The 23030-nt window shown below is 70.3% G+C and carries 24 protein-coding genes; 10 read left to right on the top strand and 14 right to left on the bottom strand.

Translation table 11 applies throughout. The features are described 5' to 3' along the window. Window positions 1–23: 23 nt before the first annotated feature. Window positions 24–1352, top strand: a complete 1329-nt coding sequence (locus tag GNZ18_RS15175) for an MATE family efflux transporter (RefSeq protein ID WP_156217133.1) — start codon at window positions 24–26, stop codon at window positions 1350–1352. Between the two features lie 87 nt (window positions 1353–1439). On the opposite strand, the gene GNZ18_RS15170 is transcribed toward GNZ18_RS15175, so the two are convergent. Continuing rightward, window positions 1440–1856 (bottom strand): DMT family transporter, encoded by a 417-nt coding sequence (locus GNZ18_RS15170; protein WP_156217132.1) that lies wholly within the window; start codon window positions 1854–1856, stop codon window positions 1440–1442. Between the two features lie 56 nt (window positions 1857–1912). Beyond that, window positions 1913–2233, bottom strand: coding sequence for a DMT family transporter (locus GNZ18_RS15165; protein WP_156217131.1), 321 nt, complete (start codon window positions 2231–2233; stop codon window positions 1913–1915). A 139-nt stretch (window positions 2234–2372) separates the two neighbouring features. On the opposite strand from GNZ18_RS15165, the gene GNZ18_RS15160 reads away from it, so the two are divergent. Beyond that, on the top strand, window positions 2373–2816 hold the full coding sequence (locus GNZ18_RS15160; protein ID WP_156217130.1) for a MarR family winged helix-turn-helix transcriptional regulator: 444 nt from the start codon (window positions 2373–2375) through the stop codon (window positions 2814–2816). Here GNZ18_RS15160 and GNZ18_RS15155 read toward each other — a convergent pair. Beyond that, window positions 2813–3343 carry a GNAT family N-acetyltransferase gene (locus tag GNZ18_RS15155; RefSeq protein ID WP_156217129.1) on the bottom strand — a complete coding sequence of 177 codons (531 nt, stop codon included), beginning with the start codon at window positions 3341–3343 and terminating at the stop codon, window positions 2813–2815. The genes GNZ18_RS15160 and GNZ18_RS15155 overlap by 4 nt on opposite strands. Window positions 3344–3476: 133 nt before the next feature. Between GNZ18_RS15155 and GNZ18_RS15150 the strand changes: the two genes are divergently transcribed. Then, window positions 3477–3665, top strand: coding sequence for a hypothetical protein (locus tag GNZ18_RS15150; protein ID WP_052357975.1), 189 nt, complete (start codon window positions 3477–3479; stop codon window positions 3663–3665). Window positions 3666–3678: 13 nt separating this feature from the next. Here the strand turns inward: GNZ18_RS15150 and GNZ18_RS15145 are convergent, their stop codons facing one another. The 6 genes from GNZ18_RS15145 to GNZ18_RS15120 form a co-directional block, all read right to left on the bottom strand. Continuing rightward, window positions 3679–4560 carry a peptidoglycan recognition protein family protein gene (locus GNZ18_RS15145; protein WP_246249880.1) on the bottom strand — a complete coding sequence of 294 codons (882 nt, stop codon included), beginning with the start codon at window positions 4558–4560 and terminating at the stop codon, window positions 3679–3681. Window positions 4561–4797: 237 nt separating this feature from the next. Then, on the bottom strand, window positions 4798–5244 hold the full coding sequence (gene rplI, locus GNZ18_RS15140) for a 50S ribosomal protein L9 (protein ID WP_156217128.1): 447 nt from the start codon (window positions 5242–5244) through the stop codon (window positions 4798–4800). A 17-nt stretch (window positions 5245–5261) separates the two neighbouring features. Further along, window positions 5262–5498, bottom strand: coding sequence for a 30S ribosomal protein S18 (rpsR, locus tag GNZ18_RS15135; protein ID WP_019631633.1), 237 nt, complete (start codon window positions 5496–5498; stop codon window positions 5262–5264). A 137-nt stretch (window positions 5499–5635) separates the two neighbouring features. Then, window positions 5636–6232: a single-stranded DNA-binding protein gene (locus tag GNZ18_RS15130; RefSeq protein WP_156217127.1), complete on the bottom strand. Its 597-nt coding sequence runs from the start codon at window positions 6230–6232 to the stop codon at window positions 5636–5638. Between the two features lie 37 nt (window positions 6233–6269). Next, on the bottom strand, window positions 6270–6560 hold the full coding sequence (rpsF, locus tag GNZ18_RS15125; RefSeq protein ID WP_156217126.1) for a 30S ribosomal protein S6: 291 nt from the start codon (window positions 6558–6560) through the stop codon (window positions 6270–6272). Between the two features lie 247 nt (window positions 6561–6807). Further along, entirely contained in the window at window positions 6808–7020 is a 213-nt protein-coding gene (locus tag GNZ18_RS15120) for a hypothetical protein (protein ID WP_156217125.1), read from the bottom strand. 150 nt (window positions 7021–7170) lie between these two features. On the opposite strand from GNZ18_RS15120, the gene GNZ18_RS15115 reads away from it, so the two are divergent. The 3 genes from GNZ18_RS15115 (at window position 7171) to GNZ18_RS15105 (ending at window position 9071) form a co-directional block, all read left to right on the top strand. Continuing rightward, window positions 7171–7470, top strand: a complete 300-nt coding sequence (locus GNZ18_RS15115; RefSeq protein WP_156217124.1) for a hypothetical protein — start codon at window positions 7171–7173, stop codon at window positions 7468–7470. Window positions 7471–7580: 110 nt separating this feature from the next. After that, window positions 7581–8351, top strand: a complete 771-nt coding sequence (locus tag GNZ18_RS15110; RefSeq protein WP_156217123.1) for a deoxyribonuclease IV — start codon at window positions 7581–7583, stop codon at window positions 8349–8351. A gap of 330 nt (window positions 8352–8681) precedes the next feature. After that, window positions 8682–9071, top strand: a complete 390-nt coding sequence (locus GNZ18_RS15105) for a DUF4190 domain-containing protein (RefSeq protein WP_156217122.1) — start codon at window positions 8682–8684, stop codon at window positions 9069–9071. A 36-nt stretch (window positions 9072–9107) separates the two neighbouring features. Here GNZ18_RS15105 and GNZ18_RS15100 read toward each other — a convergent pair whose 3' ends face one another. Then, the gene (locus GNZ18_RS15100; RefSeq protein ID WP_216651299.1) at window positions 9108–9575 is read right to left on the bottom strand and encodes a barstar family protein; all 468 of its coding nucleotides are present in this window, start codon (window positions 9573–9575) and stop codon (window positions 9108–9110) included. A gap of 223 nt (window positions 9576–9798) precedes the next feature. On the opposite strand from GNZ18_RS15100, the gene GNZ18_RS15095 reads away from it, so the two are divergent. Together GNZ18_RS15095 and GNZ18_RS15090 are read left to right on the top strand one after the other, a co-directional pair. Next, window positions 9799–10260: a hypothetical protein gene (locus GNZ18_RS15095; RefSeq protein WP_156217121.1), complete on the top strand. Its 462-nt coding sequence runs from the start codon at window positions 9799–9801 to the stop codon at window positions 10258–10260. Window positions 10261–10451: 191 nt separating this feature from the next. Beyond that, on the top strand, window positions 10452–11381 hold the full coding sequence (locus GNZ18_RS15090; protein WP_156217120.1) for a MerR family transcriptional regulator: 930 nt from the start codon (window positions 10452–10454) through the stop codon (window positions 11379–11381). 45 nt (window positions 11382–11426) lie between these two features. Here GNZ18_RS15090 and GNZ18_RS15085 read toward each other — a convergent pair whose 3' ends face one another. From GNZ18_RS15085 to GNZ18_RS15070, 4 genes are all read right to left on the bottom strand, one after another. Beyond that, the gene (locus tag GNZ18_RS15085; RefSeq protein WP_156217119.1) at window positions 11427–12872 is read right to left on the bottom strand and encodes a glycosyltransferase family 87 protein; all 1446 of its coding nucleotides are present in this window, start codon (window positions 12870–12872) and stop codon (window positions 11427–11429) included. Window positions 12873–13006: 134 nt separating this feature from the next. Beyond that, complete coding sequence (locus GNZ18_RS15080; RefSeq protein ID WP_312874540.1) at window positions 13007–15184, bottom strand: transglycosylase domain-containing protein; 2178 nt, start codon at window positions 15182–15184, stop codon at window positions 13007–13009. Window positions 15185–16120: 936 nt separating this feature from the next. Further along, window positions 16121–18343 carry a transglycosylase domain-containing protein gene (locus GNZ18_RS15075; protein ID WP_173390779.1) on the bottom strand — a complete coding sequence of 741 codons (2223 nt, stop codon included), beginning with the start codon at window positions 18341–18343 and terminating at the stop codon, window positions 16121–16123. Window positions 18344–19728: 1385 nt separating this feature from the next. Continuing rightward, window positions 19729–20091 (bottom strand): DUF5318 family protein, encoded by a 363-nt coding sequence (locus GNZ18_RS15070; RefSeq protein WP_312874539.1) that lies wholly within the window; start codon window positions 20089–20091, stop codon window positions 19729–19731. A gap of 345 nt (window positions 20092–20436) precedes the next feature. Between GNZ18_RS15070 and GNZ18_RS15065 the strand changes: the two genes are divergently transcribed. Next, window positions 20437–21060: a PadR family transcriptional regulator gene (locus GNZ18_RS15065; RefSeq protein ID WP_156217116.1), complete on the top strand. Its 624-nt coding sequence runs from the start codon at window positions 20437–20439 to the stop codon at window positions 21058–21060. Window positions 21061–21130: 70 nt separating this feature from the next. Beyond that, the gene (locus tag GNZ18_RS15060; RefSeq protein ID WP_156217115.1) at window positions 21131–22210 is read left to right on the top strand and encodes an inositol-3-phosphate synthase; all 1080 of its coding nucleotides are present in this window, start codon (window positions 21131–21133) and stop codon (window positions 22208–22210) included. Window positions 22211–23030 lie beyond the last annotated feature (820 nt).

Below are 23030 nucleotides of genomic sequence, written 5' to 3'. Positions count from 1 at the left end.
CAGACTGGTAGTCTGTGGGCGACATGATCGGCTCACCCCTGCGGCGGGTCACCGCCCACGACCGCGAGATCCTGCGGCTGGCCGTCCCGGCGTTCGGGGCACTCGTCGCCGAGCCGCTGTTCCTGCTGTCGGACTCCGCCATCGTCGGGCACCTCGGAACCGCCCAGCTCGGCGGCCTCGGCGTGGCCGGGCAGGCGCTGAGCACGCTGGTCTACCTGTGCGTCTTCCTCGCCTACGGGACGACGGCGGGGGTGGCGCGGCAGGTCGGCGCCGGGGACCTGCGGGCGGCGGTCAAGCAGGGCGTCGACGGCATGTGGCTGGCGCTCGCGATCGGCGCCGCGCTGATCCTCGCCGGGTTGCCGCTGGTCTCATGGATCGTGGACGCGTTCGGAGCGTCCCCGTCCGTGGCGCCCTATGCCGAGACCTACTTGCGGGTGAGCCTCTTCGGGATCCCGTCCATGCTGATCGTGCTGGCCGGAACCGGGGTGCTCCGCGGCCTCCAGGACACCCGGACCCCCCTGTACGTCGCGATCGGCGGCTTCTCGCTCAACCTGCTGCTCAACATCGTCTTCGTACTCGTCCTGGACTGGGGCATCGCGGGATCGGCCTGGGGCACCGTCATCGCCCAGACCGCGAGCGCCGCCGTGTACGTGGCGGTGGTGCTGCGCGCCGCCCGGCGCCACGGAACGTCGGTGCGCCCCGACCCGGCCGGGCTGCGGACGTCCGCCACCGCCGGGTTCGGCCTGCTCGTCCGGACGGCGGCGCTGCGGGTCGTCCTCATCGTCGGGACGTCGGTCGCCGCGCGCATGGGGGACGCCGAGATCGCCGCCTACCAGGTCGGCTTCCAGGTGTGGAGCCTGCTCGCGTTCGCCCTCGACTCCATCGCGATCGCGGGCCAGGCGATCACCGGACGCTACCTCGGCGCCGCCGACGTCGCCGGCACCCGCGCGGTGACCCGGCGGATGGTCGGCTGGGGCGTGGTCTGCGGCGTCGTGCTCGGGCTCGGGATCCTCGCGGTCCGCCCGTGGCTGCCCGGCCTGTTCACCTCCGACGGCGACGTCCGGCACCTGCTGCTCGTCTCGCTGATCGTCGTCGCGGTCCTGCAACCGGTCGCGGGCGTGGTCTTCGTCCTGGACGGAATCCTGATCGGCGCGGGGGACGGGGGCTACCTCGCGGCCACCACGCTCGTCGCGACGGTCGTCTTCCTCCCCGCGGCCCTGCTCCTGTACTGGGCGGACGCGGGGCTCGTCGGCCTCTGGCTCGCGATCGGCCTGTGGATGGCGGCCCGCATGCTCACCCTCGGCCTCCGCGCCCGCGGCGACCGCTGGCTGGTCACCGGCGCCGTCCGCTGAACGGCCCGGCCCGCCGGCCGGCAGGGCGGACCGCCGGGGCGGCCCGTCGCCTCGGACGCGGGCCGCCCCGGCGTCGTGGATGTGCCGTCACAGGCCGGCGCCCTGCACGGCCCGCGCCCTGTTCGCGCCTTCCTGGACGTCCCGCGCGGTCTCGGTCCTGTCGGCGAGCTTGAGCCAGACGACGCCGGCGATGATGACGCCGAGCCACAGGGACCGGACGAGCGTGAGGCTCTCGTCGAAGAAGACGGGCCCCAGCACCGCCGCCCCGACCGCCCCGATGCCCGCCCAGACGGCGTAGCCGATGCCGACGTCGATGGTGCGCAGCGCGACGCTCAGCGCCCACAGCGTCAGGAGGAAGAAGACGATGGCGACGAGCGACCAGGTCAGGACGGTGAAGCCCTGGCTCCCGCCGACCGCGAGCGCATAGGCGATCTCGAACCCTCCGGCCAGGAGGAGGACGGGCCAGGCGTTGGTGCCGGTTTCAGAGCGGCTGAAGGAGAACATGGTCAGGGGTCCTTTTCGGTGAGGATGGTGCGGGCGGACGGTCGGGAACGGCGGGATCAGGCGGCGCCGCTGAGCTGGAGGCCGACGACCCCCACGATGACGATCACGATGCCCAGCGCCTTGCGCCAGGTGAGGCGCTGGCCGAACAGCAGGGCCCCGAGCAGCGTGATGCCGACGCCCGCGACCGAGGTCCACAGGGCGTATCCGACGCCGACGTCGAAGGTCAGCAGGGCCCGGCTGAGGGAGTAGGTGGCGAGCGCGCCGCTGAGGAGGGTCGCGGCGGTCCATTTGCGGTTGGTGAAGCCCTCGGCCTTCCCCGCCGCGAGCGCGACGGCGATCTCGAAGACGACGGCGATGGCCAGGTAGAGCCAGTGCATGGGGACTCCTTGGGGCTATGTGCTTGTACATGCAAGTTAAATCCGCCCAGAAGCACCCGGTAGGGCGACCGCGGGGACGAGAAGAGTTTGCATGTACATGTATCCTGTTGTCAACCCGCTCTCCCAGGAGGACAGCCGCATGGCCACTTCCACCCGCGCGCTCCCGCGCACCTCCGACCACGCCGCCTGGAGCCGCGTCCTCGCGCTCCACGCGTACGTGGAGCGCGAGTTGGGCGCGGCGCTCCAGCGGCGGCACGCGATCGGCCTCTCGGAGTTCCGCTCCCTGGAGCACCTGCACGGCTCCGAGAACAGCGAGCTGCGCATGCAGGACCTGGCCGAGAAGGTCGGCCTGAACCAGTCGTCGGTGACCCGGCTGGTGGGCCGCCTGGAGACGGCGGGTTTCGCCTACAAGGACCTGTGCCCCTCCGACAGGCGGGGCGTCTACGCCGTCATCACCGACGAGGGCCGCCGGCGCTACGAGGCCGCGCGCGCCACCTACGCGGAGGTCCTCTCGTCCGCGCTCAACACCCTCGCCGCCGACCCCGAGCTAGGGCCCACGGTCCATTCCCTGCGGACCCCCTAGGCGGGGGCCGATTCCTCGTGGACCCAGGTCAGGAGGTTGTGCTGCCGCCCCTTGTCCTCGACCATCACGGGCAGGGCGTCGGTCAGCGTGTAGCCGGCGGCGCGGGCGACGGCGGCGCTGGCGGCGTTCGACTGCTCGATCTCCAGGTACACCCGGGGCAGCCCGTCGGCCTCGTGGGCGTGGTCGGTCAGCAGCCGGAGCGCGCGGACCGCCAGCCCCCGCCCGCGATGCGCCGCCCCGATCGCGTACCCGATCGTGCCCGTGACCCGGTTCAGCATGACCTCGCCCTTCGGCTCACCGCCGTCGGTCGTGATCGCGAGGTGCAGCCGCTCGCCGCGCGCCTGGTTGTCGCGGACGCGGGCGAGGTACCGCGCGGCGGCGGCGCGGTCGAACGGCGAGGCGAGCGGGGTCCAGCGGGCGACCTCGCTGTCGTCGAACAGCTCCACCAGCGTGTCGAGGTCGTCGTCGCGCCACTCGCGCAGGACGAGCCCGTCCCCGCTGAGCGAGACGGAGTTCGGCGATGCCATGCCCTAGATCACATCATGCGGAGGTCACGGGCGCGGAAACCATGACCGCGAAACCTCGCCCCTCCGGCGGAACCGCGGACCGGAATCCGCGAACCGCACCCGCACCGGGCGCCACACTCGCTACTATTCGAACATGTGTTCCACGCACGGCGAGCGGATGGCCCGGCTGACGCAGGCGATCGACGACCTGGCGGCCGAGGGCCTGGCCGGGCTGCCCCCCGAGACCCTGGTGGAACGGGTCGCGGGCATCTGGTCGCTCGTCGAGGGCATCGACCCCGAGATCGCCCGCCGCCGCACCCGCTACACCACGCCCGAGACGTGACCGGCGACCGTCGTCAGTTGAAGTCGTCGAAGGACGGGAAGCCGGGGAAGTCGGGCATCTGGCCCGGTCCCTGGTCGTCGGGGAACGGCTCGGGGCGGGGCTTGGGCCGCGGCTTCGGACGGGGCTTGCCCTGCGAACTCTTCGGCGCCCCGTCCAGGCGGGCCCCCACCGACCTGCGCAACTCCGGCAGGCGCGCGTAGAGGACGTCACCCGGGCACGCGGTCTTGTTGTAGTCGCGGTGCCCGACGATGGCGTCGGACGGCGTCAGGTCGTACTCGCGGCACAGCCACACGCACACCTCCACCAGCGACGCCCACAGCCGGTCGGGGACCTCCTTCGTCATGTAGGAGCCCTCGTTCTCGATCCCGATCGTGTGCTCGTTGTGGTGCAGCACCTGCGCCCCGACCGCCAGGACGCCCGCCCGGACGGACTTCAGCGACCGGTTCCGCCCCTCCATGACGATGCCGCCGCGGCTGATCGTGAGCTGCTGGCCCGCGTCGTCCCAGCCGCGTTTGTCCATGTGGAAGTCCTGGATGAACCGGGACAGGCCGTAGGCGTGGGCGAGCGACCCGTCGTCGGAGTTCGCGGTGTCGGTGTGGTGGACGATGATCCGGTCCGGCGCGCGGTTGAGGACGGTCGCGGGACGCCTCGGGGCCCTGGCGTTCCAGTCGGCACGGGGGTGGACGTTCGGCGCGTCCGCCATGAACCGGCCCGGGTCGTCCAGGTCGCCCGCGTCACCGGGATCGGGGAGGGGGGAGGCCAGGGCCACGTGGTCGGCCGAGGAGCCGAGGGCCAGCACGCCCGCCCCCACCACGCCGCCGAGGACCGAACGGCGCGTCACCGGCGAGCCGTCGCGTTCCCGGCCGGTCACGCCGCCCGACGATTGCTCGATCAACACCGTCCCCCTTCGCCCCGCGATGATCCCTTACGGAACGTAGCGATCACTCGACCGAACGACCAAGCTCAGGGCGATTCAGGGACTTTCACCCCGAACTCGGACCGGCTCCGATGACGCGGCGCGAGCGCGGGCCGGGCGGTCTGCACCACCCGGAAGCCGAACCGCCGGGGGGAAGCGAAACGGCCCCCGCGCCTCCCTGCCGGGGGACGTGGGGGCCGTCGCGTCGAACGGGTGTCAGGCCTCGACGACGTTGACGTCGATCGTGGCGTTGACGTCGGTGTGCAGGCGCACACTGACCCGGTGGGTGCCGACGGTCTTGATCGGGTTGCCGATCTCGATGCGGCGGCGGTCCAGGTCGGGGCCGTCGGCGGCCTTGACCGCCTCGGCGATGTCGGCGGCGGTCACCGCGCCGAACAGGCGGCCGTTGCTGCCGGTCCGGGTGCGCAGCGTCACGCGCAGCGCCTGGAGCCGGCCGGCGACCTCCTTGGCGTGCTCGACGGTCGCGATCTCGCGGGCCGAACGCGCCTTCTTGATCGAGTCGATCTCCTTCTCGGCGCCCCGGGTCCACTTGATGGCGAACCCGCGGGGGACGAGGTAGTTGCGGCCGTAGCCGTCGCGGACCTCGATGACGTCACCGGGCTCGCCGAGGCCGGAGACCTGCTGGGTCAGGATGAGCTTCATGATCGTGTCCCCCTGACTCAGCGCGCGGTGCTGGTGTAGGGCAGCAGCGCCATCTCGCGGGCGTTCTTGATCGCCGTGGCGACGTCCCGCTGGTGCTGGGTGCAGTTACCGGTCACCCGACGGGCACGGATCTTGCCGCGGTCGGAGATGAACTTCCGCAGCAGACCGGTGTCCTTGTAGTCGACGTAGGAGATCTTCTCCTGGCAGAAAACGCAAACCTTCTTCTTCGGCTTGCGGGGAGGTGGCTTCGCCATCGTGGTGCTCCTTTATGAGAGCCCCGCTCACGCGGGAATGGGCGTGTACATGTCTTGGTCTTGCCGTGGGCCCGGCGGACGCCGCGCGCCGCCGGGCCGGATGGCCGAGGCCCCCGCGGGGCCCGGCCGGAGCCCGGTTAGAAGGGCGGGTCGTCGGAGTAGCCGCCGCCCCCGCCGCCACCGCCGCCGGTGGCCCAGGGGTCGTTGGCGGGAGCGCCGCCGCCCTGCTGGCCGCCGCCGAAGCCGCCGCCGCCCTGCTGCTGGCCGCCGCCGAAGCCGCCGCCGTCACCCTGGCCGCCGCCACCGCCGAAGCCGCCGCCCTGGCCGCCGCCACCGCCGCCGCCGAAGCCGCCGCCACCGCCGCCCTGCCGCTGGGTCTTGTTGACCTTCGCGGTGGCGTTGCGCAGCGACGGGCCGACCTCGTCGACCTCGATCTCGAAGACGGTGCGCTTCTCACCCTCGCGCGTCTCGTACGAGCGCTGCTTGAGCCGTCCCTGCACGATGACCCGCATGCCGCGCTGCAGGCTCTCGGCGCAGTTCTCAGCGGCCTGACGCCAGACGTTGCAGGTCAGGAACAGCGACTCGCCGTCCTTCCACTCGCCCGACTGGCGGTCGAAGCTCCGCGGCGTCGAGGCGATGCGGAACGAGGCGACCGCCTGGCCGCTCGGGGTGAAACGCAGATTCGGGTCCTCGACGAGGTTCCCGACGATCGTGATTACGGTGTCGCCTGCCATGGGGCTCGCTCCGGCTGGTGTGAGGACTGAGCCGGGCTCAGTGGACCTCGGGACGGATGACCTTGGTGCGGAGGATCGACTCGCTCAGGTTGAGCTGACGGTCGAGCTCCTTGACCGTGGCAGGCTCAGCCGACAGGTCGACCACCGCGTAGATGCCTTCGGACTTCTTCTGGATGTCGTACGCCAGGCGCCTGCGGCCCCAGACCTCGACCTTCTCGACACTGCCGCCGCCGTCCTTGACGACCTTCAGGAACGGGTCGAGCGCCGCGCTCGCGGTGCGCTCGTCGATGGCGGGGTCGAGAATCGTCATGAGTTCGTAACGACGCATGCTGGTCCCTACCTCCTCTGGACTGGTGCGGTCACGGTCTCTCCGTGACAGGAGGGCTGTTGCGTCTCCCGCGGTGGCGCCGGATCCGGATTCGCCGGACGCGCCCGCCGCGAGACCGATACAGGCTACCAACTGTCAGCAGCGTACGAGCCGTTTCGCCCCCTCGGCGGCCTCCGGCCCGCACCGGCCGCGAGCGCCGGGCCGCACCCGCCGCGGGCGCCGGACCGGTGCCCGGAGGCGGCCCGCGTCAGCGTCTCGCGCCGGTGGGATGGGGGGATCTGGCGCAGCGACGGCGTTCCAGCTCGGCCATGATGTCGGCCATGCGGGCGCGCATCCGGGCCGTCTGGGTCGTCAGCAGCGACAACTCCTCGACGAGCTCCGCGTCACCGATGATCCCCAGCTCGCTCTTGTTCATCGCCTCGCCTCCGCTCGGCCGCTCGCGGGCACCTTTCGAAACCATGTTCGACGTTACCGGGTGCCGCCGACATTTTCCGCACGAGCACGCAGGTTGATCTATGGATCCCCTGGGAATCCTCTAGCGACGACCCGTCCGGCCGCAGGCGCGCCGCCGGCGCCGGACGTGCTCGCCACGATCTGGAGGAGGGACCCGATGTCACAGGAGGCAGCCGGGCGAGAGCAGGCCGCCGTCGACCTCGACGCCGACCGCCATCCGCTGGAGAACGCGCTGGCGGTGGCGGCCATCACGATCGGGGTCGCCGCCCTGATCCTCGGCTCGATCCCGGCCTCGCACTTCTTCGGGGCGCTCGCGGCCGTGATCGGCCTGCCGCTCGCGCTCTACTCCCAGCTCATCTCGGCGACCACCAACGAGCGCTGGCTGAACGTCATCGGGATGGTCACCGCCTTCGTCGGCGGCGGCTTCGCCCTCAGCCACGGCGGCTTCACCGTCTGACCCCCGTCCGACCCGTCCGACCCGTCCGGCCCTCGCCCGGCCCCTGATCGGCCCCTGATCCGGTCGGGATCCGGGCGTGGATGTCGGACGTCGCGGCTAACCTCGGTGTCATGCGCATCGGAGCCCACGTCGACCAGACCAACCCGCTCGACAACGCGCGTGCCATCGGCGCGGACGTCGTCCAGTTCTTCCTGGGCGACCCGCAGGGCTGGAAGAAGCCCGTCCTGCCCGAGGGCGTCGAGGCGCTGGCCGGGTCGGGCGTCGAGGTGTACGTCCACGCGCCGTACACGATCAACGTGGCGACCTCCAACAACCGGATCCGCATACCGAGCCGCAAGAACCTGACGCAGCAGCTGGAGGCGGCGGCGTCGATCGGCGCGAAGGCGCTGATCGTGCACGGCGGCCACGTGCTGAAGGACGACGACCCCGAGCTGGGGTTCGAGAACTGGCGCAAGGTGTTCGAGCGGGTCGAGTGCCCGATCCCGGTCTACATCGAGAACACCGCGGGCGGCGGCAACGCGATGGCGCGCAGGTTCGACCGGATCTCCCGGCTGTGGGAGGTGCTGTCGGGCGTGGACGGCCTCGACGGCAAGCTCGGCTTCTGCCTCGACACCTGCCACGCACACGCGGCGGGCGAGGAGCTCATCGACGCGGTCGACCGGATCAAGGCCATCACCGGACGCATCGACCTCGTGCACTGCAACGACAGCCGCGACGCGTTCGGGTCGGGCGCCGACCGGCACGCCAACCTCGGCACCGGCAAGATCGACACCGACCTCATCCTGTCGGTGGTCAGGGCGGCCGCCGCGCCCGTCGTCGTGGAGACCCCGGCGGCGGGGCACGCCGAGGACATCTCCTGGCTGCGCGCCAACCTGGGCTGACCCCGAGCCGGGCTTCCATGGGCTCGGGCTGATCTCTCTCGCCGTGCCGAACCCCCCACCGGACCGGTCCTTCAACGGGCTGGAGCCACGGCCGCGTCGGCGCTCGGCCGGCCCGAGCCGCCGCCCCGGTCGAGCCCTGACCGGGCCGAAGCCCGCACCGACCTGGGAGCCACCGGGAACCGGACTGGATCTTCGGGCATCTAAAAGTGCGAGGATCATCCTTGTGGCGACGTCATTCGGGCTTCGACCACGCCGACACAATCGAAATCCCAGCACTCAGCGCACGTGCGGCACCCTTGCGACGGCGGGCGCGCGACCGATCGGGAAGCCATGGCACAACCCCCCTACGACCCGTACGGCGGTTACGGGTCGGATCCCTACGGCCAGCACTACCAGCAGCCCCCCGTGCAGCACCACTACTACGGCGGCGGACCGCCGGTGGTCCCGCGCAACAACGGCATGGCCGTCGCCTCGATGGTGCTCGGCATCATCGGCGTCCTGACCTGCGGCGGGGTCGTGTTCTCCGCCGCGGCCGTCATCTTCGGCCACGTCGCGCACGGGCAGATCAAGCGCACCGGGGAGGCGGGCGGCGGCATGGCGACCACCGGGCTCGTCCTCGGCTACATCTTCGCGGTGCTCGGGCTCCTCTACTGGATCGTCATCGTCGGCTTCTACGGCGCGGCGATCTGGAGCATCAACCACGACTCGTCCACCTACTGACGACCTGACGTTCTGACGGTCTGACGGTCTGACGGCTCAGGCGAGCCGGGGAACGCCCGCCACCTCCACGCCCACGCTCGGCAGCAGCACCGTCATGGGGGTGGGGGTGTCCCGCCATGCCTCCACCGCGTCGGCGAACACGTCCAGGACCGTCCGGAAGGAGCACTGGTCGGCCTCGGCCAACTCGGCCCACGACTCGTACAGCACCACGTAGCCGGCGCGCGCGGGCGCCCACGAGAGGTCGGCCAGGCAGTCCTCCAGCGCGTCCCAGTTGCCGCCGAACCACTCGGGGAACGCGAAGACCTCGGCGCACAGCCGTAGGAACGCCTCCTTGTCGCGGACGCGCCGTCCGTCCAGATGGAACGCGCGCCAGCCCGCCTCCTCCGCCCGTCCCGCCCAGCCGCCGCCGCCCACCGCGCCGGATGCCGGGACCGCGCGCCACTGGTAGACGCCCGGCCTCAGCCGTTCGGTGAGCAGTTCGTCCATCGCCCGGTCCGCGTTCACACCCTCTCCCGCCGCTCCGCGCATGCGGCTCGATGCTCGCACACCGGCGTCCGCTCGGATCGTTGGTGACGCGAAGACCTGGGTCGATCCTTCTTGGCGCGCGCACGCCCGCCTTCCCTGTTGACGATCCTCTCTGTTCTAGTTACTCTCTTTTTTAGAGAGACTCATGGCAAGAGTGACTCTGTGCGCGAGGTAGTTGCCCGATTCCGGAAGGAAGACCGAGATGGACACCACGCCCACCACCCTCCCCGTCCGCGTCCACACCCACTACAGGTCGGTCAAGAAGCTCGGCTCCTGGACGGAGGCCCGCGCCTTCGAGGTGCGCGGCCGCCGCGGCTCGGTCGTCCTCGACCTGCGGTCGCCGCTGATCGGAGACGGCGACATCGAGATCGACGTCGACCTGGACCACTCGATGCTCAAGCTCCTGGTGCCCGAGGACGCGAACATCGACCACTGGGACCTGCGCTTCGCCGGGCGGGGCCGCGTCAAGGACTGGACCGGGCGGGGCGGCGCGGGCCGCCGCGTCGTGATCAAGGGCGAGATGCGGCACGCGGAGATCCGCGTCCACCGCGGCGGGATCGCGACGCTGTCGGCGATGTTCACCCGCGAGTACGTCAAGGACGTGCGGCGCGCCCACCGCGAGGGCGGCTTCCCCACCATCGACGACCCGACGCGAGTCGCCTGATGGCGACGGCCGATCCTGGGGGCGCCCAGGGCGGATGACTCGGATCCGGCCGGACGGCCCGCCCCGGGATACGGCGGGACGTCCGACGGGGCATCCGGGGAGAGCGCGTACGGTCCTCCGTACGCGCTCTCTGCTTTTCGCGTTATCGGTGCTTGAGTCTCCACCCGCTGGAGGCCGCAAGGTAAGGGGACATGGACGGCAGCACCCTCTACACGATCGGGGAACTGGCACGTCGGACGGGCCTCTCCGTCCGCACGATCCGGTTCTACTCCGACTCCGGCGTGGTGCCGCCGACCTGCCGGACGTCGGCCGGATACCGGCTGTACGACCCGGCGGCGGCGGCCCGGCTCGACCTGGTCCGCACACTCCGCGACCTCGGCGTCGACCTCGCGACCGTCCAGCGGCTGCTGGCACGCGAGATCACGGTCGGCGAGGTCGCTGCGGCCCACGCCGACGCGCTCGACGCGCAGATCCGCACCCTCCGGATGCGCCGCGCGGTGCTGCGGGCCGTCGCCGAACTCCGGTCCAGTCCCGAGGAGATGGAACTCATGCACGAGCTCGCCAAACTGTCCGCCGAGGAGCGGCGGCGGATCATCACCGACTTCGTCGACGCGTCCTTTGCGGGCCTCGACGTGGACCCCGGCTTCGCGGCCAGGATGCGGTCCGCGCTGCCGGAGTTGCCCGACGACCCCGAGCCCGAGCAGGTCGACGCCTGGGTGGAGCTGGCCGAACTGGTCGGCGACCCGGACTTCCGCGCGTCCGTGCGGCGGATGGCCGAGCACCAGGCGGACGCGATGCCCGAGGAAGGCCGGGACCAGGGCGTCTGGGCGGAACTCACCGAACTCACCCGGCGCAAGGTCGAGGAGGCGATCGCGGCGGGCATCGCGCCCGACGCCGCGTCCGCGCGTCCCGTCGCCGACGAACTGGCCGGCGCCTATGCCGCCGTGCTGAACGAGCAGGACGGGCCGGAGTTCAGGCGCGACCTGCCGGCCCGGATCGAGATCGGCAACGACCGCCGGGCCGAGCGCTACTGGCAGTTGCTCGCCATCATCAACGGCTGGCCGGTGCCGCCGACGCTGACACCGGCGTTCGCATGGTTCGCCGAAGCATTGCGCGCCTGAGCCGGCTGTCCCGCCTCGGCCGCCTGATCCGGTTGGGCCGCCTGGTCAGAGCGCCGGGACGGCCGCGCGGCGGGGACCGAGCCGGCGGCCGAGCGAGATGACGTCCCGCGCGCCGTCCAGGAAACCCCCGGCGGGGTCGTCCACCTCGTCCGCCCGGACGGGGTCGCCGGACGGCCGCAGGATGTCCCACACGACCAGCGACGCCAGCAGCAGAACGGTCACGAAACGCGCCAGCAGGGCGAGTCCGTAGACGTCGTGGCTGATCCCGCCCTCCGGGGCGTCAAGGCTGAGGACCGCGGAGACGGTGCCGCCCAGATCGGACCCCGGCACCTGGCTGGACACCGACAACAGGTACCACCAGATACCGAAGAAGTAGACGACCTCACCGGCCTGCCACAGCACGAAAGCCGGAAGCTTCGGACGGGCCAGAACGGCGAGCGGCAACAGCCACAGCACATACTGCGGCGACCAGACCTTGTTCGGAAGCATGAACGCGACCAGCACAAGGAACATCACCTGGGGGAGCCGCGGACGGCGCGGCGCCGCCAACGTCAGCACGGCGATTCCGGCGGCGAGGACCAGGAACGTGCCCGTGCCGAGCATGTTGAGGTGGTCGGTGTCGTCCAATCCCTTCATTCCGTGGTCCTGGAGGAAGAAGAAGATCGAGCCCCAGTCGACGCCGCGTTGCTGGCTGAAGATATAGAACTCCTTCCAGCCGTCCCAGGCGAAGAGCATGACGGGCAGATTCACGAGCAGCCACGCGCCGGCCGTCCCGGCGAGCATGCGTCCCATCGCGCGCCACTGGCCCGCGCGCACGCACAACAGAACGAGCGGCCCGAGGAACAGCAGCGGATAGAACTTCGCCGCGATGGCGAACCCCAGCAGCGCGCCCGCGAGCGCGGGGCGGCGCGCCGACCACGCCGCCAGTGCCAGCGCCGACAACGCCACGGCCAGCAGATCCCAGTTGATGTACGCGGTCAGCAGCAGCGCGGGCGACAGCGCGACCATCAACCCGACCCGGAGGGAGCGGCGCCCGGCCGCGTACGCCGTCGCCAGCACGGCCGCCATCGCCAGCAGCGCGAGCAGGAGCGCGGTGACGTGGTAGAACGCCATCCCCCGCTCGTCCACCCCGAACGGACGGACGAGCCACGCGACCACCTGCATGAATCCGCCGCTCAGCACCGGATACTCCACGTGGTGGATATCGGATCCGGCGACGTCGAACGAGTCGAAGTAGGGCACCTTGCCGTCGTTCAGCCCGCGCACGTAATAGAGCGGATAGACGTCGGTGTAGCAGGCCCGCGTCGTGGTCTTCACGAAGTCGAACCTCGTCGTCGCGCACGGCTGTTTCTGCAACCAGCCCAGCGCGCACACAAGGGCCGTCACGCCGGTGAGGACGGGGGCCAGCCTCGCGAGTCGCCCGCGTCCGTCCACCCCGTCGCCGCCGGTGCCGGCGGTGGACGAACCGAGCCTTTCCGAAGAGGACGACATGGACAGCAGACTATTGGCCGATCACCGGCGCCCGCGCCCACACGGGCGCCGAGATCGTCCGGGCAAAGGGAAAGGCCCGGAACCCGTGCGGGTTCCGGGCCGCTCCCACGGCGCTGTCGGTTCCTACGGCGCCGTCAGTGGCCGTTCGGGCCGCCCGGGCCCGTTTCCCGGCACCTCGGGTGGTCCTGGTGGCCCTGCTGGCACCACCATTCGATGTCCTCCCCGTCGGGCGGAAGGTTGGGGTCGCAGCCGAGCGGCATGTGGAACTTGTCGCACGGCACCTTCGCCGGCGTCGTGGTCGTCGGCGTCTCCGTCGGGGTGGTGGGCGACTGCGACTGGCACGGGCGCGCGTTCGGCTGCTGCGGCTGCTGCCCGGGGCGGGTGCAGGTCGGCGTGGTCGTCGGCGTCGGCGTGGTCGTCGGCGTGGGCGTCGGCTTGGCCACGGCCCACGGCGCCATGCTGCCGCCGTTGACGGGCGCGCCGAACTGGGTGATGTCCCGGCCCTCCAGCGCCTTCGTCATGAAGAGCCTGAACACCTTGGCCGGGACGGTGCCACCGTAGATCTGGCTGTAGCCGCCGATGCCGACCAGCGACTGCCGCACCTTGCGCTTGTCCTCGCGCCACATCGCGACCGACGTCGAGAGTTCCGGGGTGTACCCGACGAACCAGGCCGACTTGTTCTGGTCGGTGGTACCCGTCTTGCCCGCCACCGGACGCGCGCCGAGGCTCGCCGCCTTACCGGTACCGGTGGTGACGACCGCGCGCATCGCGGACGTCGCGTCCCGCGCGACGCCGGTCGTGAACGCCCGCTTCCCCTTGCCGTCGTCCTTGTCCCAGGGCAGCTTGACGCGCTTGCCGTTCCGGTCGACGATCTTGGCGATCACATGCGGCCTGCGGTACACGCCCTCCGACGCGAACGTCGAGTAGACCGAGGCCATCGTGAGGGAGCTGGCGTTGATGACACCGAGCGGGAGGCTGGTGTAGCCGCTCTTCAGGTTCTCGGTGTCGGACGGCATGCCCATCTTGATCGCCATGTCGGCGACCTTGTCGAGCCCGACCTTCTGGCCCAGCTCGACGTACGCCGTGTTGATGGACTGCGCCGTCATCTCCTTGAGGTTGTAGACGCCGTTCTCACCCTTGCTGTCGTTCGTGAACGGCGTCCCGTTGATCACCCTGCGGTAGCTGCCGTCCATGGTGGTCTGGAGGCTGACCCCCTGGTCCAGCGCCGTCGCCAGCACGATCGGCTTGAACGAGGACCCCGGCTGGACGCTGCCCTGGAAGGAGTCGTCGAACTGCTGTCTGGCGTAGTCCGGGCCGCCATAGGAGGCCACCACGCCACCCGTGGCCGGGTCGATCGAGGTGAGCCCGAAGTGGATGTCCTTGCCCAGGTTCGAGTCCTTCTTCACCTGGTTGACCACCGTGGCGGTGTAGTCCTGGAGCTCCTTGTCGAAGGTGGTCGTGATCTTCAGACCGCCGGTCTCGACGTCCTGCTTGCTGATGTGGAGGTCGTCCAGCTCCGCCATGACCCGGTCCTGCATGTACCCGACCTGGGGGCCGCCCTTGACGTCGCTCCATGCCTTCTGGGTCTTCGGGAACCTCGCCGCCGTGCGCTGGGCGGAGGTGATCCAGCCTTCCTTCTCCATCCCGTTCAGGACGTAGGTCCAGCGCTGGATCAGCGCCTGCTTGGCCGGGTTGTTGTTCTGGCCGTAGGACACGAAGTAGTACGGACGCTGGATCATCGCCGCCAGCATCGCCGCCTGCGACACGTTGAGGTGGTCGACGGTCGTGTGGAAGTAGGCGCGGGAGGCCGCCTGGATGCCGTACGCCGAGCGACCGAACGCGACGGTGTTGAGGTACAGCTCCAGGATCTTCTTCTTGTCGTACTCCTGGCCCGCCCGGATGGAGATCAGGATCTCCTTCAGCTTGCGGCTGATGGTGCGGTCCTGGCTGAGCCCCTGGAAGTAGTTGCGGGCGAGCTGCTGCGTGATCGTCGAGCCGCCCTCGACGTCGCCGCCGGTCCCCGCCTTCAGCAGGGCGCGCGCGACGCCGGTCGGCGAGATGCCCGGCTCGTGCCAGAAGTTGCGGTCCTCCGCCGCGAGCACGGCGTTCTGCACGATCGGCGGGACCTTGGTCAGCGGGATGCTCTCGCGGTGCGTGCCGATCCGGGCGAACGCCGTCCCGTCCTTGTAGGAGATCACCGACTCCTGCTTGACGGCGTCCTGCTGCGCCTCGTCCGGGATCGGGGTGTTCTGGTACGCGACGAAGACCAGCGTGGCCATGCCGAGCACCAGCACGGTGAAGACGGCGAGCACGATCTTCCAGGACGGGACGTACCGCCGCCAGCCGGTCTTCTTCGGCTTGCCGGCCCGCTTGCCGCGCCGTCCGCGGCCGCCGCCGTCCCCGGGGCCTCCGGGGCCGTTCGGACCGCTGGGGCCGCCGCGTCCACCCGGGCCGCCAGGCCCGCCGGGACCGCCGGGTCCACCCGGACCACCAGGCCCTCCCGGGCCGGTGCGCACAGCGTTGGGAGCGCGCCGGCGAGCGCCGGGCGCTCCCCCGCGCTGGGGGGCCGCGCCAGGCCCGCCGGGGCCGCCAGGTCCGCCAGGTCCGCCAGGTCCGCCGGGTCCGCCGGGCCGCGTTCCCGGGCGGGCGACACGGCCGGGCATCGGGGAACCGGCCTGCGGTCCGCCGCGCGGCGCCCCGCCACGGGGCGCGCCTCCGGGGGGGACGGCGCCGCGCGGTGCACCGCCGGGCGGCACGGCGCCGGGCCCACCCGATGAGGAGGGACGGGGCGAACCCCTCCTTCCCGGGCTGTCTCCGTATTCCGGTCCGTATCGGCTTGGGTTACTCACGCGACCTCATCAACTGGGGTACGGCTGTGCGTCGTCCGAGAGTACTGCTCGTGTGGAGGCGTGGGGGTCAGTGGTGCAAGGTCCGCAGCGCCCTGACAAGCCGGACAAATTGGATCTTGCCAGGTCGGGGCGGTTCGCCGGGACCGTTCCCATACACACACCCCTCCAAGCGCGGAAACGGATGGACCGGCGGGCGGGCGCGAACGCATGCGCGGGCACCGTCCATGGGCCATGTCGCGCGCCTCCGTCCGCCGCCGCCGATTCACGTCCATCTGTTCGTTCGCGTTGGTCACATATGCGGTTCATTCGCGTGCGACGACGCCGAGCGAGGTCCTGTCCACCGCCGGACCTCTTCTCGGACGTCGTCACATGCGCGGTCACGTGTGACGGCGCGCGGATTCACTCGCGCGGTCTCACAGGCAGGGGGGTGACGCTTTCCGAGTTGGGCCAGCCGCCTCCGCCCGGGAAGCCCGGTCCGCCGCCCCCGCCGCCTCTGCGGCAGGCCGGATCGCCGTTGTGCATGTTGCACCACCACCGCGGCGGCGGATTGCTCGGCGGCTTGTTCGGGTCGCACTTCCCGCCCTCGGGGAACGGCGACTGGCACGGGGGCTTGCCGCCGCCGTCGCCGTCATCGCCGTCATCGCCCTGGCAGCGCGGGTCGTAGTCGCCGACCGGGGTGTCGCACCACGGCGGCCGTTCGTCGTGCTTCTTCTTTTTCTTGACCGGAGGCTTCGCCCACTTCTGGACGATGCCGCTCCAGACCGGAGGCGGGAAGGCCCTGGCCTCCATCGACCGCGTCGCGTCGGCCATATAGCTCCGCCAGATCCGCGCCGGGATCGTGCCGCCCTGGACCTCTCCCACGCCCGGCAGAATGAGGGACTTCTTCTTCCCGTCCGGACCCGTCGCGTCGTTGTAGAGCGTCACCGCCGTCGACATCTGCGGGACGTAGCCGACGAACCACGTCGCGACATTGCGGTCGGTGGTGCCCGTCTTGCCCGCGGCGGCCCGGCCGTCGGGCAGCGCCGCCGCCGTCGCCGTGCCGCCCTTGATGACCTGCTGCATCGCGTACGTGGCGTCCGCCGCGACCTTCGGCTCGAAGACGCGGTGCGACTCGTACTTCGGCTTCAGCCGCATCGTCTTGTTGTCGGTCATCCTGACGTTCCGGATCACGTGCGGCTGGTGGTACACACCGCCGTTCGCGAACGCCGCGTACCCGCTCGCCTGCTCGATCGGACGGATGTTGTTCACGCCCAGCGCGAGGTTGATGCAACAGGAGTGCGGCTTCAACAGGTCGGGCGCGATACCCGCGTCCGTCTCGGTCTTGATGACCTCCTTGATGCCGACCTTTCCCATGAGCTGCAAGAAGGCCGTGTTCACCGAGTCCTGGGTCGCCTTGACCAGGTCGATCGCCGGGCCCTCATTGTGGCTGTTGGGAACGACGGTGGCGTTCGGCGTGCCCTTCGGCACGACATTGCCCTGCGGGTCGATCGGCGTCATCGACCGTCCCTCGACCATGCTCTTCAGGCTGTATCCCTGTTTGAGCGCGGTCGCCAGCACATAGGGCTTCATCGCCGACCCGGCCTGCGCCGACCCCGACCACACGTTGTCGAACGCCTGCGAGAGATAGTCCGGCCCGCCGTAGAAGGCGACGACCTCGCCGTTCGCCGAGTTCACCGACACCAGCCCGACGCGGATCTTCTTCCGCGCGAGCCGCTTCGGATTCACCTGCGGGACGGTGTGCTCGGCCGCCTGCCGGGCCTGCTCCATCTTCTTCTTGTCGAACGTCGTGTAAACGCGCAGGCCCTTGGTCGTCAGTTCCTTGTTGTCGATCTTCAGGCGGCGCAGCTCCTCCTTGGCCCGCATCAGCATGTAGCCGCGCTGGCCGCTGTAGAGCTGGTCGCCCGTGCCCGCCTCGTGAATCCTGGGCAGCTTCTTCATGTACCGGTCGGCGTCCGCCTGGCTGAGCTTCTTCATCGAGACCAGGCCCCGGAGCGTGTACTGGTACCGCTCGGTCAGCCACGCCCGGTTCGCCTTGTCGCCCGGGTCGCGGTTCGGGTTCTGGATGATCCCGCCCAGCACGGCCGCCTGGTCGGGGGTCAGCTTCCACACGTCCCTCCCGAAGTACTCCCGGGAGGCCGCCTGGATGCCGTAGGTGTCACGGCCGAAGTAAATGGTGTTCAGGTAGAGCTTGAGGATGTCGTCCTTGGAATGCTTGTCCTCCAGCTTCAGCGAGATGAACAGCTCCCTGAACTTCCGGTCCATCGTCCGGTTGTTCGGGTCGGAGTAGTAGTTCTTCGCGAGCTGCTGCGTGATCGTGGACCCGCCGCCCGACCCACCGGTCAGGTTCGCCCACACCGCCCGCGTCGTCCCCTTGACCGAGAACCCGGGGTCGGTGCGGAAGCTCCGGTTCTCCGCCGCCAGCACCGAGTCCTGGACGATCGGCGGCACCTGGTTCAACTCGACGCTCTGCCGCTTCTTCCCGATCCGTCCGATCTCGCTGCCGTCGGTGTAGTAGAAGATCGACGCCTGGTCCTCCACACCCGCCACCGTCGGCTCGGCGGGCGTCGGGGTGTTCGCGTACGCGACCCAGATCAGCGTGATGATGCTGGCGAACCCCAGCACGCAGACACCGGCGACGAGCTTCCACGAGGGAATGAACCGCCGCCATCCCGTACTGCGCGAGCGGAAATGATCGAGGAACGTCCGTCTTCCGCGGGGCGGCTTCCCGGATCCGGGACCACCCGGTCCACCGGGGCCTCCCGGCCCGCCCGGCCCGCCGACCCCTCCGGCGCCGGACGCCGCGCCCATGCGCCTGCGTCCAGGAGCACTGGATTTCTTGAGGCCCGGCACGCTGAGCTTGGAAAGCCGTCCTTTGACACCGCCGGCGGCCCCCGCACCAGCGGCGGGGGCACCCATTCCGAACTGAGCGCCGCCCTGAGGCCCACCGAAAGAAGGAGGCCCAACAGGAGCACCAGGCCCCCCAAAACCACCGGGACCAGCCGGAGGAATGCCTGGAACACCGAACCCACCAGAAGCTCTAGGCCCGCCGGGCGGACCGAAAACGGGCCCCCCAGGAGCGCTAGGCACAACCGCCCCACCGGGCCCGGGACCTCCGGGACCGGCCGGAACACCAAAGCCGCCAGGGCCACCAGGCGCACCGGGACCGCCAGGAGGATTCCCTCCGGGAGGCACCCCTGGCCCATTCAGCCCATCAGATCCACCAAAGCCGCCACCCGGCCCCCCAGGGCCGCCGCCCAGCGCCGGAACACCACTCAACCCACCAATATCGCCAACGGTCTTATTAAGATCACTTTGAGTGACTTCCCCCGAACCGGCCGGGTCGCCAGGAAGGTCAGTCGGCCATATATCGGACGATCCCAAAACCGGCGCCTCGCCGGACCCACCAGGAGAGCCACCCTGCGGGATCCCACCGGGCCCCCGTGGAGAAGCACCCGGCGCACCCGAGGGATCCGGCGACCCACCGAAGTCTTCAGACGGACGCGCGCCCGGGGGACCACCGGCGGCGGGCGGCATGCCCGGGGCTAGCGGATCTTCGCCCGGGGGAGTTACCGAGGCGCCAGGATTTTGCGGCCCACCAGCGACACCCGCTGGGGGAGGGCCGAAAATGGCGGTGGCGTCCGGCTCCGGAGCACCGCTTCCCGCCGCGGGAGGGACACCGAAGGGCCCCGGGCTGGAAGAAGGGCCGCCGAGGGGTGGTGGCCCGTCGCCCGGGTTCGCCTCAACCTGGGCATCCGGATCCTCCGGGACATCTGAGCGGCCGAGACGGGGGACCTGCTGCCCGCCCGGCCACGGCGACCCGGACTCCGGCCGGGGCTGGCTTGGATTACTCACGCGACCTCATCGACAGGGGGACAAACGGCTCGTATGCCGTCCGAAGGGTACTGTGCGGGCTGGTGAGCGGGGGGAGCGTTGTGCACGCCGAGACTCCGTTCCGGCTGGTCAACGCCCTCGTGGACGGCGCGGTCGGCGGCTTGCTCCTTGGTCGTCTACCGCTCGGGGCTCTGCTCCCCGTGGCCGAGGACATACGACATGGCCAGATGGTTCCAGGCGCAACTTTGGCATACTTCCACCACATACACCCTGAATTCTCCGTATTCGCGATCCATCTCGGCGAGCTCGGCGGTAACCTTCACGCGCCCCGCGTAACGTCCCAGCTCATCCCCGTACACGTAGGTCACGTGAGTGAGGCGCTCGCGATCGCAGACCGGGCAGGGCTTGTCCGTGGGCTCACCGTGGTACTTGGCCGCACGCAGGAGATAGGGGTGCGCGTCGCACGCGTCGTCCCTGGTCACGGAGCCGGACCGTAGTTCGGCGAGGGCGGCCCGCTTCGCCAGCCCGTAGTCGACCACGAGCCTCGGTCTCATCGGCGCCGTCGACCCCGCATGCCAGCAGGGTAAGCCCGGCCCCGGCCGGGCCGACAGATCATCGCGGCGAGGTTGTCCACAGAACCCCATTCCACTTACCCGGCCCACCCGCGCCCCGGAACATGGAGCGACGAGACAGCACCCGCCCTGGCCAGGTCCTCCGCACACCCCCAGGACGGCGGTTTCGGACGCGATCAAACCCCGTCCAAGGGAGGGTTCCCAGTGCTGGACTTGCCAGGACGACCGCCCGTACGTATCTTTGCGATGTATCGAACCGATACATTCACTCGATACATCGAACTGAGACATCGGCTCTGCGGGGGAATCGACATGGCGGGCAAGAAGGGCGCGGGCGTGCTGGAGCTCGCCGTGCTCGGCCTGCTGCACGAGTCCCCCATGCACGGCTACGAGCTGCGCAAGCGGCTCAACACCTTGCTGGGCATGTTCCGCGCCTTCTCCTACGGCTCGCTCTACCCGTGCCTCAAGCAGCTCCTCACCAGCGGGCTGATCATGGAGGACCGGCCGGAGGAGCCGAACACGGCGCTGGCGCTGCAGAGCCGCCGCTCGAAGATCGTCTACAAGCTCACCGCCGACGGCAAGGAGCGGCTCCAGCAGCTCCTCACCGAGGCGGGTCCGGCGTCCTGGGAGGACGAGGGGTTCGGCGTGCACTTCGCCTTCTTCTCGCACACCCGCGCCGATGTCCGGCTGAGGATCCTCGAAGGCCGGCGCAGCCGGCTGGAGGAGCGCCTGGAGAGCGTGCGCGCCGCCCTGGCACGCACGCGCGAACGGGTCGACTCCTACACGCTTGAGCTGCAGAACCACGGGCTCGAATCCGTCGAACGCGAGGTCAGGTGGCTCAACGAGCTCATCGGGCGCGAGCGGGCGGAGCAGGAACAACAGGCAAGATCATCTTCGCAAACTAATCAGGACATGCCTCGGGAGAACGGCCGCTGACCCGCGGCCCGGTGCCCTCGGGGTCGGGTGAAGAACACCACATGTTCCGCTAGAGAGAAGGAGCAACCGGATGGGTTCGGTGCGCGTAGCCATCGTGGGTGTGGGCAACTGCGCCTCTTCGCTCGTCCAGGGTGTCGAGTTCTACAAGGACGCGGCGCCCGAGACGCGAGTCCCCGGCCTCATGCACGTGCAGTTCGGCGACTACCACGTGGGCGACGTCGAGTTCGTCGCGGCGTTCGACGTGGATGCCAAGAAGGTCGGGATGGACCTGTCCGAGGCCATCCACGCCAGCGAGAACAACACCATCAAGTTCGCCGACGTCCCGCCGACCGGCGTGATCGTCCAGCGCGGCCACACCTTCGACGGCCTCGGCGAGTACTACCTCGACATGGTCGAGGAGTCCGACGCCACCCCGGTCGACGTCGTCCAGACGCTGAAGGACGCCAAGGTCGACGTGCTGGTGTCCTACCTGCCCGTGGGCTCGGAGGACGCCGACCGCTTCTACGCCCAGTGCGCGATCGACGCCAAGGTCGCGTTCGTGAACGCGCTGCCGGTCTTCATCGCCAGCGACCCCGAGTGGGCCCAGAAGTTCACCGACGCCGGCGTCCCGATCGTCGGCGACGACATCAAGTCCCAGGTCGGCGCGACCATCACCCACCGCGTGATGGCCAAGCTGTTCGAGGACCGCGGCGTTGAGCTGCTGCGCACCTACCAGCTCAACTTCGGCGGCAACATGGACTTCATGAACATGCTGGAGCGCAAGCGCCTCCAGTCCAAGAAGATCTCCAAGACCCAGTCGGTCACCTCGCAGATCCCGCACGAGATGGCCAAGGCCGACGTCCACATCGGCCCGTCCGACCACGTGCCGTGGCTGGACGACCGCAAGTGGGCCTACGTCCGCCTGGAGGGCAAGTCGTTCGGCGACACCCCCCTCAACCTGGAGTACAAGCTTGAGGTCTGGGACTCCCCGAACTCCGCCGGCGTCATCATCGACGCCGTCCGCGCCGCCAAGATCGCCAAGGACCGCGGCATCGGCGGCCCGATCCTGTCGGCCAGCTCCTACTTCATGAAGTCGCCGCCGGAGCAGTACAACGACGACCAGGCCCGCGAGGCCGTCGAGAAGTTCATCCGCGGCGAAGTGGACCGCTGACCCTGACCAGCGCCCTAGCGATGGCGGCCTGACACACCCACGTCAGGCCGCCATCCGCGTCCCACCCCCGCGAAGGCACAGCAGTCGCTCACCACGCCCCGCCCAATCTGCCGCCCACCCACATGCCACGCACCCAAGGGGTGGGCCGCACCCTGCATCGCCCCCGCCTGAAGCCCAGCACGCGCAAAGCGCCATCACCGCGCCCACGGTGCGGGTGATCTTTTCTAGCGCCTCCACCACCCCGGCACCCACAGGTGCCACGGGCGCTCACCGCCCCGCCCAAGGTGCCACCCACCCCAGGTGCCGCGCACCCAAGGGGTGGGCCGCACCCTGCATCGCCCCCGCCTGAAGCCCTCCACGCGCGAAGCGCCATCACCGCGCCCACGGTGCGGGTGATTTTCTCTAGCGCCTCCACCACCCCGGCACCCACAGGTGCCACGGGCGCTCACCGCCCCGCCCAAGGTGCCACCCACCCCAGGTGCCGCGCACCCAAGGGGTGGGCCGCACCCTGCATCGCCCCCGCCTGAAGCCCTCCACGCGCGAAGCGTCATCACCGCGCCCACGGTGCGGGTGATTTTCTCTAGCGCCTCCACCACCTCGGCACCGACAGACGGCAGACGTTCACCGCCCTCCCCAGATGTCGCACGCCCAACGTGCCGCATGCGCAACACGCCGCGCACCCGAGTGGTAGGCCCCCGTGCCCTGCACCGACCCCACCACCTGAGGCCCTGCACCCGCGAAGCGCCATCGCCACGCCCACGGTGCGGGGTGATGTTCTCCAGTGCCTTCACCGCCCTGGCCCCCCAGGCGCCGCGGGTGC

The organism is Actinomadura litoris, from assembly GCF_009733595.1.
Lineage (GTDB): Bacteria > Actinomycetota > Actinomycetes > Streptosporangiales > Streptosporangiaceae > Spirillospora > Spirillospora litoris.
The sequence above is the reverse complement of the archived record's forward strand: the minus strand, read 5'-3'. Positions and strand labels throughout refer to the sequence as shown.

Excerpts from the sequence above, each read along its gene's own strand:
- GNZ18_RS15150 (WP_052357975.1), top strand. The coding sequence starts at position 3,477 with ATGTGTTCCACGCACGGCGAGCGGATGGCCCGGCTGACGCAGGCGATC.
- GNZ18_RS15170 (WP_156217132.1), bottom strand. The coding sequence starts at position 1,856 with ATGTTCTCCTTCAGCCGCTCTGAAACCGGCACCAACGCCTGGCCCGTC.
- GNZ18_RS15160 (WP_156217130.1), top strand. The coding sequence starts at position 2,373 with ATGGCCACTTCCACCCGCGCGCTCCCGCGCACCTCCGACCACGCCGCC.
- GNZ18_RS15120 (WP_156217125.1), bottom strand. The coding sequence starts at position 7,020 with ATGGTTTCGAAAGGTGCCCGCGAGCGGCCGAGCGGAGGCGAGGCGATG.
- rplI (WP_156217128.1), bottom strand. The coding sequence starts at position 5,244 with ATGAAGCTCATCCTGACCCAGCAGGTCTCCGGCCTCGGCGAGCCCGGT.
- GNZ18_RS15115 (WP_156217124.1), top strand. The coding sequence starts at position 7,171 with ATGTCACAGGAGGCAGCCGGGCGAGAGCAGGCCGCCGTCGACCTCGAC.
- GNZ18_RS15060 (WP_156217115.1), top strand. The coding sequence starts at position 21,131 with ATGGGTTCGGTGCGCGTAGCCATCGTGGGTGTGGGCAACTGCGCCTCT.
- GNZ18_RS15165 (WP_156217131.1), bottom strand. The coding sequence starts at position 2,233 with ATGCACTGGCTCTACCTGGCCATCGCCGTCGTCTTCGAGATCGCCGTC.
- GNZ18_RS15085 (WP_156217119.1), bottom strand. The coding sequence starts at position 12,872 with ATGTCGTCCTCTTCGGAAAGGCTCGGTTCGTCCACCGCCGGCACCGGC.
- rpsF (WP_156217126.1), bottom strand. The coding sequence starts at position 6,560 with ATGCGTCGTTACGAACTCATGACGATTCTCGACCCCGCCATCGACGAG.
- GNZ18_RS15110 (WP_156217123.1), top strand. The coding sequence starts at position 7,581 with ATGCGCATCGGAGCCCACGTCGACCAGACCAACCCGCTCGACAACGCG.
- GNZ18_RS15065 (WP_156217116.1), top strand. The coding sequence starts at position 20,437 with ATGGCGGGCAAGAAGGGCGCGGGCGTGCTGGAGCTCGCCGTGCTCGGC.
- GNZ18_RS15175 (WP_156217133.1), top strand. The coding sequence starts at position 24 with ATGATCGGCTCACCCCTGCGGCGGGTCACCGCCCACGACCGCGAGATC.
- GNZ18_RS15130 (WP_156217127.1), bottom strand. The coding sequence starts at position 6,232 with ATGGCAGGCGACACCGTAATCACGATCGTCGGGAACCTCGTCGAGGAC.
- GNZ18_RS15105 (WP_156217122.1), top strand. The coding sequence starts at position 8,682 with ATGGCACAACCCCCCTACGACCCGTACGGCGGTTACGGGTCGGATCCC.
- GNZ18_RS15155 (WP_156217129.1), bottom strand. The coding sequence starts at position 3,343 with ATGGCATCGCCGAACTCCGTCTCGCTCAGCGGGGACGGGCTCGTCCTG.
- rpsR (WP_019631633.1), bottom strand. The coding sequence starts at position 5,498 with ATGGCGAAGCCACCTCCCCGCAAGCCGAAGAAGAAGGTTTGCGTTTTC.
- GNZ18_RS15090 (WP_156217120.1), top strand. The coding sequence starts at position 10,452 with ATGGACGGCAGCACCCTCTACACGATCGGGGAACTGGCACGTCGGACG.
- GNZ18_RS15095 (WP_156217121.1), top strand. The coding sequence starts at position 9,799 with ATGGACACCACGCCCACCACCCTCCCCGTCCGCGTCCACACCCACTAC.